The sequence below is a fragment of the Paenibacillus sp. EKM211P genome, assembly GCF_011066175.1.
Taxonomy (GTDB): domain Bacteria; phylum Bacillota; class Bacilli; order Paenibacillales; family Paenibacillaceae; genus Paenibacillus; species Paenibacillus polymyxa.
In genome coordinates this window covers 238603-247580 of sequence record NZ_JAAMNS010000005.1, presented here as the reverse complement: position 1 = coordinate 247580, position 8978 = coordinate 238603, and the positions used below count along the sequence as shown (strand labels likewise).

General features: G+C 44.4%; 8 protein-coding genes and 1 rRNA gene. All 9 read right to left on the bottom strand.

The genetic code is table 11. From position 1 onward, the window contains the following. Positions 1–64: ribosomal RNA gene (locus G9G57_RS11525) — 16S ribosomal RNA — on the bottom strand; the annotation flags it as partial. A 498-nt stretch (positions 65–562) separates the two neighbouring features. After that, on the bottom strand, positions 563–1498 hold the full coding sequence (locus G9G57_RS11520) for a nucleotidyltransferase-like protein (protein ID WP_052132615.1): 936 nt from the start codon (positions 1496–1498) through the stop codon (positions 563–565). A gap of 56 nt (positions 1499–1554) precedes the next feature. Next, complete coding sequence (locus G9G57_RS11515) at positions 1555–3273, bottom strand: glycosyl hydrolase family 18 protein (protein WP_164964954.1); 1719 nt, start codon at positions 3271–3273, stop codon at positions 1555–1557. A 186-nt stretch (positions 3274–3459) separates the two neighbouring features. After that, positions 3460–3891, bottom strand: a complete 432-nt coding sequence (gene perR / locus G9G57_RS11510) for a peroxide-responsive transcriptional repressor PerR (RefSeq protein ID WP_017425937.1) — start codon at positions 3889–3891, stop codon at positions 3460–3462. A gap of 108 nt (positions 3892–3999) precedes the next feature. Beyond that, positions 4000–5403 (bottom strand): DUF4097 family beta strand repeat-containing protein, encoded by a 1404-nt coding sequence (locus G9G57_RS11505; RefSeq protein ID WP_017425938.1) that lies wholly within the window; start codon positions 5401–5403, stop codon positions 4000–4002. Between the two features lie 7 nt (positions 5404–5410). After that, positions 5411–6055: a hypothetical protein gene (locus G9G57_RS11500; protein WP_164964953.1), complete on the bottom strand. Its 645-nt coding sequence runs from the start codon at positions 6053–6055 to the stop codon at positions 5411–5413. An 83-nt stretch (positions 6056–6138) separates the two neighbouring features. Further along, complete coding sequence (locus G9G57_RS11495; RefSeq protein WP_016820257.1) at positions 6139–6852, bottom strand: MgtC/SapB family protein; 714 nt, start codon at positions 6850–6852, stop codon at positions 6139–6141. Positions 6853–6911: 59 nt separating this feature from the next. Next, entirely contained in the window at positions 6912–7373 is a 462-nt protein-coding gene (locus G9G57_RS11490; RefSeq protein ID WP_016820258.1) for a GNAT family N-acetyltransferase, read from the bottom strand. Between the two features lie 134 nt (positions 7374–7507). After that, positions 7508–8953, bottom strand: coding sequence for an Asp-tRNA(Asn)/Glu-tRNA(Gln) amidotransferase subunit GatB (gatB, locus tag G9G57_RS11485; RefSeq protein WP_016820259.1), 1446 nt, complete (start codon positions 8951–8953; stop codon positions 7508–7510). Positions 8954–8978: the final 25 nt, after the last annotated feature.

Here is an 8978-nt window from a genome sequence, read left to right as displayed (position 1 = left end):
CGACTTGCATGTATTAGGCACGCCGCCAGCGTTCGTCCTGAGCCAGGATCAAACTCTCCATTAAAGACCAACCGAAGCTGGTTATAGAAAGAGCGATTAGCTCATTTTGAAACTGACGAGATAAAATATCTCTTTTTTGCTTCCATTTCATACAGCCAGATGGCATGTACCAAAATTTCAGCATTGGATTTTATAAATAAAATCCGTACTCACTCGTTGTTCAGTTTTCAAAGATCAAACTTTATTTTCTCTCACTTTGTTTCACCACCGCGTCTCAGCGGCGACTTAAATAATGTAACACATAACCTCATTTTTCGTCAAGCATTTTTTTAAAAATTTATTTCCTTGCTTGATGCAACACCCTTTATCCTGCTTTAGACAGTTCTAAATTATTCGTGTTGCTTAATGGGGCGAGTTATAACTTAGCACATATTTTACATACTCGTCAAGCTAAAATAATCATTTATATCTTTTAATCTCTTGTAAATTCTAAATCACATAAGAAAAAAGGAAGAAAAGATCATTTATCGACCTTTCTTCCTGATAAAATAACCTCCGCTCATCAAAGAAGGGAGTAGCGCAGTTCACGATTTTGTCCGCGATCCCTAAATTCCCCGACGGCTGATTCTCTAATAAGCGAACGATAAACCAGTTTACGGAGCACGACGGTAAGATCTAATTGTAGATTCTTGAGCTCAGGATGATTCATAAGTTCATCTATAGACCAAGGTTCCCGTCTGCTGCCTAATATACGGAATAGCGGAGAGGAGCACTCCTCCATTTTTGACATGACTGAAAATTCACAAGCGAGTAGTACCAGTTCAACCCGTTGCTCCAGAGTCTCCGTACTTAATGTGAGCTCGTTATACAGCTTCTCAATTGTTCGATCCAGCGGCTGCATCTGAACCCATAAGTGAACCTTTGGATAAATCCCACGTTCAATGAGTTCAATAGACGCCCAATGATCCAGTGCCTTCAGAACACTTTGATAAGCGTCAATGATCCGCCCTTCTCGCACTGCTTTCTTACCCTGAACGTAATTGACCAGAAAGCGGGAGAACTCATGAAATCGCTTCTGCTCCCGCAGTGGATCGTTAAATTCAATAATTTCCTGTCTTAAAAGACGTACCCTGTCATCCCGTTCCCAGACCATACGACCTTCTAGCACATAATCTATAATGTTGGCTTGTTCACCTGCGATAATCCAACCCTTCAGACAACTAAGCGTTGTGTACAACACTTGGCATTTTAGTCCATTAATAAATAAGTGTTGTATAGATTGAACTGGCTCCCGGCCTTCTCCAATAATTAGAATGAGTTCATCAAAGTCATACAACATCGAACCGTGAAAATATTCTCCCGGCTTTCTGTACGAAATAACACCTATTGAATCTTCCTGCAACAATTCATCATGCATCAGGTTTAATTTGGTTAGCTGCACTTCACCCTCCATACCTGCAAGGCGGCTATAACCGCTAAATTGGATATTTGGATACATGTGATCATTTCTACATAAATAAGAGACTTCCTTCTTCAATTGTATAATTTTTTATCTTATTTAATTATTTCTTTCAGTGTTATCCAAGCGTCTTCATCTGCAAAGCTCCGACTCCACACACCAATTCCGCCCAGGTTCAGTGATTTGGCAAGTTCTACTCTTGCCTTCAGGGATATCTGATCCTCTAGCCAAATCTTTTTGACAACACCGTCTTCGGTATATTCGACATAATTCTGACCTTCAGAAGCTCTAAATTTGGGCTTCAACTTAAATTGGGCTACGATATCTGCTGCTGACTCCATACCAATTGATTTGGAGGTGACCTTAATCTTCCCTTCTTTGGGAGTCTCGGACCAAACGCGGGTATATAACGGAATACCTAAAACCACTTTTTGAGGCGGCACTTCGTCTTCCTGAATAATCCGCCGAATTGACGCTTCTGTCCATGGTAATGAGGCGACGGAACCAGCTTTTGGACTAGCCGCCCAATGCTCATCATACGCCATTACCATGAGATAATCTGTTATAGCACCCAATGCCTTTCGATCCAAGAAAACAGACCACATCTCACTTTGAGATTTAGGCGTAACATCAATGGACAGTATCAAATCATGTTCCCGGGCCATCGGTTTAAGTTCCCGCAAAAATTGGGTGACATTGGGGCCATCCTTCGTATGGACATTTTCAAAGTCAATATTAATACCATCCAGATCATTTTCTTGGGCAAGTGAGATCATCTGATCTACAATCGATTTTCGACGTTCAAAGGTAGATAGTGCCTCTGTTGTTATTTCGGGGTTAAAGCTGTTGCTCAACAAGCCCCATACCTCCATGCCCTTACGATGTGCCCAGCTGACATATGCCGGGTCCGCCTTGCTTTCTACAGTACCCTCATGATCAACGACGCTGAACCATGTAGGGCTCACCACATTTACTCCAGGCATAGGGTCAAATTTGGAAGGATCAGGCTTACGATTATAGACGGCTTCCCAAGCGAGATTCACAGGTTTACCCTGCCAATGCTTCTCCGAGATTGACAAATCGTCCTTAACCGAAGGTATCACAAGTTCTTCTCCTTCAGAGATACAGTCTGACTTCATGTATCCTGCATAACCATTGTCTAACTGCACAAAATACCAATCGCCCTGTTGAGACCAGATGCGTACTTTTGTCTGCTGTGATACATCTGCCAAAATAAAAGATAGACTAGAGGCTTCTTTGCGTAAAGCAATTCTAGCATCCTGTTGCCCATCTTTCTTTTCTACACTACCTAGCCTGACTTTCTCTCCGGCTTTCATCAGAATGACAGCCCCTGTTACAGGGTCTTCGTGGATGGATATACCATATACTTCACGTACAGCCTCAATGGGGATATACACCTCTCCACTGATTATCTGAGGGGCGGCGCTAAGTGCATATGTTTTACCATTCAGTTCGCCTTGTGTCTTTGCAACATTCATATGGAGCAAGCTTTGTCTCGTTGCCATAATGACGGTTTGGCTGTCATCCTCATAACGAATGGTAGGGTCAATTTGACCTTGTATCAATTTAAGCGGCATCAGCATGTTCTTGCCGGAGCTTTGAGTTTCATATCCGGTCAACTTGCCCTTCATAAAAATAGGTCGGACACTCCCCTGCCAATCGGGTTTCTCGTGAAGAGGATTACCATACCATACGACAGTAATTGCGCATATAATCGCTGCGAATAATAGCAGGCTTGCCGCTCCTTTGAATCGAGAACGTTTACGGCGGCGTCTGGAATGATTTCTGGCCAATATTGAACCTCCATTGTAAGAAATTTTGATTTCTGTATTTTGTAACTTTAACAGATTACCTGAGACAAAAAACAAAGTGATTTAAACAAAAAAACGCGGTAAATCCCCACTTATGGGGAATTCCTCACGTTTCCAATCCATTACAATATATACATACCGCACTAAAAACTTTTATCCCTTGTTTCGCTACAATTGTTTGTTACTACAAGCTTTGCATACTCCGTGTAACTCCATACGATGTCCATGCACCTCGAAGCCTGTTTCTAACGCAGCATGGCGTTCCACATCTGCCAAATACGGGTAACTGAAATCTTCAATCTTTCCGCATGTTTCACAAATGATGTGATAGTGCTCCGAAATATTGGCATCATATCGACTGGCGTTATCTCCATAGGTCAACTCATGTACCATACCCGCTTCTATAAACATCTTTAAGTTATTATAAACTGTAGCCACACTCATACTTGGAAACTTGGACTCAAGCGCACGATATATTTCATCTGCAGTCGGATGCCCCATAGATTCCATTAAATAGTTTAATATGGCATGGCGCTGGGGTGTTATGCGTACACCTGTCTTCTTCAGAAGTTCCAAAGCATGCTGGACGCGTGCTGCCATATATGTCCACCGCCTTATCCCTTACTTGCAATCCTATCAATTACCACGCATCTATTTACAATTCACTTCTAAAGCTACTCACATTGTACGGTCTACTCAAGAATCTTGTCAACGCGCCGTATTGTCGCCGGATGTTCCTACAGAAGTATCGGTCGCAGGAACTTCAGGTTCATCTGGAGAACTTCCAGTTGCATCGGGTGCAGTCGATCCTCCGGATTCATCCAAGTCGGGTAACGACGGCATCAGTAACTTTTTAATGGTTAAATTGCTGTTACCCTCTACGTTAATCACATATTTGCCATCCCCGTTTTGACCTGAAATGCTTTTACTGTCTATCTTAAATGGAAAATCAGACTGAAGATTACCATAACTGCTTGAACCCTCTAACTGAAAATCTCCATTCGATGGAAGATCCAATACGATATCACCGACAGCACTGTATATTTTCCAATCTCCACCTACCTGCTCGCTATGCACTTTGATAGCGCCATTAAGCGAATTTGCATTCAGCTTGGCTGTAGAATTCAGCACATTCATGTCACCATTTTGAGTATCAACGGTAATATCCCCTTCCGAACGAGCGACCTGAATGTCACCTACCATAGTGTGGAGTGACAAGGCCCCTTCAATATCCCCTGCCTGCATATCGCCACGGTTCGTGCGTACATCCACATCTCCGGAAATCCGATGCAATCTAATCTGACCGTTCAGGGTGCCTCCTTTGACATTGCCGATAGCGTCATTAACTGTGAGATTCCCATTACCACTCTCAAGCCGGATGCTGTCGATAGCGTCTACTCCATTCAAGGTAATATTCCCGTTGGAGGTTCTAATCTGCATATTGAAGCGCCGATCCTCTGGCACGGTGATCAACATGTTCATTCGAGGCTGACGTTTACTTGATGCTCCGTATGACTGTACCTCCGGACGAATCTGGATGGTCTTGCCATCGGTAGAAGTCAGTGAAGAAGCTTGAGCAATCTTGTCCGCTTCGGCAGCAGGCGCTTGATCCACCCATAGAGTCCCGCGTACCTCAATATTGGACACCGGCCTTCTGATTAGTGTTATATCCCCATTCACTGAATCAACTACTAAATCGGATGTCTGCATAGTTACAGGTATCAGCATACCACCCATATCATACCGATTCTCTTTAGCCTGGCTAAAATCCATAGAAGCCGATGTCAGATTGAGACTAACCCGGTTCCACAGGTACATATAATGGTTTTGCTGGGTCACGATAAAAACCGAAGCAGCCACTACCAAAGCGGACAGAATCCCCTTCAAGTCAGGTCTGAAACGTCGTCCGTTGTCAGGCTTGCCCTCTTTGCGATAATACACGCCAAAAAAAATCAGATACTCCAGACCCCAAAGCACAAAGATTACAGGCCACCACACAAGGAGCTGGAGCATATATTCCGTGTTCTGAAGCACATCTACAATCAGCAAAATGCCTACAGCCATCAACAGAAGCGAAGAGGTGTAGCGGCCGACTCTTATTTTGCGGTGCACGCCTGCTTCACCCTCTTTCTTTCAACTTTTTACGTTTAAAGGATAGAAAGGCTTCCCTTAGAAAAAGGAATAAACCGATTATCATTAATATAATGGCCAGCGTCAGGAACCCATAATCTTCGAAGAAAATGCTTAACCAGCGCGGTTTCATGCGGAACAGAATCATAAGTCCACCGCCTGCCACCAATAGCACAGCAAAAGCAAAGCCTCTTTCCCACGCATAAAATGGACTACTTTGCTGACCTCTAGCATCCATTCGTGCATATCGATCTGGCTTGCGCCGATAACGAACCATGTAATCCGCTGACTGTAAGACATCATATACATTATAAAAATATAAAACGGGTATGAACAAGCCAAGCAAAATTAGTAATGGGATGTTAATCCTCAATCCATCGGAGGAAACATACAGCATCGCAAAAATATCTAGCAGGAGCAATACAATAAATGTAAGCCCCCTAATAAATAGTCCTAAAAAAAGATGTCCCATTCCAGGTATCAGTGCTGCCATGATAATGGCAATTACTTTGCGAAATTTAGCGTATTGCAGACGTTCCCGCTGTTTCTGTCCATGTGGCTGTTCAGCCTGTCCGGGCTCTCCCGACGGTAACGGTTGTTCCGAGTTCATGCCATCCTCCCCTTTGAATTCCATACGTAGCTCCGCTGTAAAATACTTTGATGGTTACATAGTACCCCAATCAGATTTGATAGTAACTGTAAAAAAAAGGGTTGTGATCACTCAACGGAGACGGCAGCTATATCTTCCCATTGTCGTAAATCAGCTGCAATACGCACCGGATTAAAGTCATGTCGGGCCAGCACCTCCAGGGAAACCTCCATACTCTGACGATCCGGGTGCAATTCATGAAATGGAACATTTTCATGTTCTTTAATCATGATTTTACGTATTTCCACTTTTTCCTGCTCTAAATAAGTCGAAATTTGATCGAGCAATCCGTGAGAGGACAATCCGTACAGTGTAATAAGATGAGGCTTGCGTCCACGCATATACCGAAGTTCTAATTTGTTGAACACCCATAAATTTAAAAATACGAGCACAGTTGCCGCTATAGAGGGTAAATAGAAGCCTGCTCCGACCCCAAGGCCAATGGCAGCTACGACCCAAATGGAAGCCGCCGTTGTGAGTCCAGTAATGGATTTACCTGTGAACATAATCGTACCTGCGCCCAAAAAGCCTACGCCAGTAATCACCGCCGTAGCCAAACGAGCTGGATCTATACGCACATTAGCTTCTTTAATAAAATCAGCAAAGCCGTAAATGGAGAGTAGCATAATCAGCGCCGATCCAAGACTGACCATAATGTGAGTCCGCAAACCAGCAGCATGATTGGAACGTTCTCGCTCAAAGCCAATGAATCCACCGAGAAGCATGGACAGTAATAGCCGTAAAATGATATGTGAATCATCTATAATCCACGGATTATTCATTCGAGTCTCTCCTCCCGGTTATGTCGTGCTTCCCTGTCCGGGCACGCGGTTTGTGAGTATTATTCCACGTTATGCAAATGGTAGGTGGTTAATTCCACGCCTGGGGCCACTTCTGCCGCGGAAACGGAGCGAAAACCATGTTTTCGATAAAGCGTCACCGCAGGAGTGTTTAAAGTTCCAGTGGTGACGATAAACAGGGGGACATTTCGATATTCATTCAAAACATGCTTCATTAAGGAGTCCGCAATCCCTTTGCGAAAATGATCTGGATGAACCATCATACGTGTAAGGGTAAGCGAACCAGATGACTCAGACTGCACAGCTAGTGCTCCTAGCAGTTCATCATCCTCCAGCCACCCATAAAAAGACTCCCCGCAGCTTCTCAGCGTCTCCAATGTATCCATCAGTGGAGGAATCTCATCAAATCCAATCAGTTCAGCTTCCAGTCTATAAGCGACATGCTGAAGACGCCATATCTGACTGACAATATTATCATCTTCCAATGAACATAGGGTAACCATGCTGTTTGCCCTCCTAAGGAAACTCATCATATGTCATCACGCTTCTAATACGTGTTTGATGCCCCATTCGTGTCTTTGCACCTATGCAAAAGGGGCCTGTCCCTAAAAGACAAGCCCCTGTCATAACTATGCCATTAACGGTTCAACACTTCTGTCAGCAACTTATTAGCGAGGCCAGGGTTAGCTTTGCCCTTGCTCTCCTTCATCACTTGACCGACCAAGAAGCCGATGGCCTTTTGCTTGCCAGCTTTGTAATCCTCGACCGATTGCGGGTTGGCTGCTACAACTTGTTCGACAATTGTCAGAATTGCACCTTCATCACTGATTTGTACAAGCCCTTTTTCTTCAACAATTTGCTGTGGCAGTTTATCACTTTCCAGCATTTCCTTGAAGACCGTTTTGGCAATTTTACTATTGATCGTACCCTTCTCCAGTAGTCCGATCATTTCACCCAAGCCCCGACCTGTCAATTTAACCTGCGACAATTCTACATTAGCACTGTTCAAATAGCCGAGTAAATCCCCCATAATCCAGTTGGATACGGCTTTGGCATCCTTGGTGTACTGAAGACTATCCTCGAACAAATCAGCCAATGGCTTGGAGGACGTAATTACCTGTGCATCATACTCAGGTAATCCATATTCCGAAGTGTAACGTGCTTTACGCTGGTCGGGTAATTCAGGAATCGAAGCACGGATACGCTCTTTCCACTCCTCATCAATATGCAGTGTAACGAGATCCGGGTCCGGGAAATAACGATAGTCGTGCGCCTGTTCCTTACCACGCATGGACAGTGTTTTACCCTGTGCCTCATCCCAGCGACGTGTTTCCTGTACGATCGTTCCACCTTCGTCCAGCGTCTGTTCTTGCCGGAACTGCTCATATTCCAGTCCGCGCTGTACGCCACGGAAGGAGTTCATGTTTTTCAGTTCCGCTTTGGTTCCCAGCTCTTTTTGTCCATGCGGACGAAGACTGATATTCGCATCGCAACGAAGCGAGCCTTCCTCCATCTTCACATCGGATACGTCACAATACTGCATAATGGCACGTATTTTTTCCAGATAAGCCTTGGCTTCTTCCGGCGAAGATATATCCGGCTCCGAAACGATTTCAACCAACGGTGTGCCGACCCGGTTAAAATCAACCAAAGACGCATAGCCACCATCAACGTGGGTTAATTTCCCCGCGTCCTCTTCCAGATGCAACCGGGTAATGCCGATACGCTTGGTTTCACCGTTCACTTCAATATCAATCCAGCCATGCTCACCGATCGGTTGGTCATATTGCGAAATTTGGTAAGCCTTCGGTGAATCGGGGTAGAAATAGTTTTTGCGGTCAAATTTGCTGACATCAGCGATGGTGCAATTGAGCGCCATTGCCGCTTTCATCGCATAATCAACGGCTTGACGGTTCAATACCGGCAATACCCCCGGATGTCCTAGACAGACCGGACACGTATGAGAGTTTGGCGGTGCTCCGAAGGATGTCGAGCATCCACAAAATATTTTGGACTTCGTATGCAATTCCACATGGACTTCAAGTCCAATGACCGTCTCATACTTAGATGTAGTTGTAGACATGAATAGGTTCCCTCCTTTTTGGCAA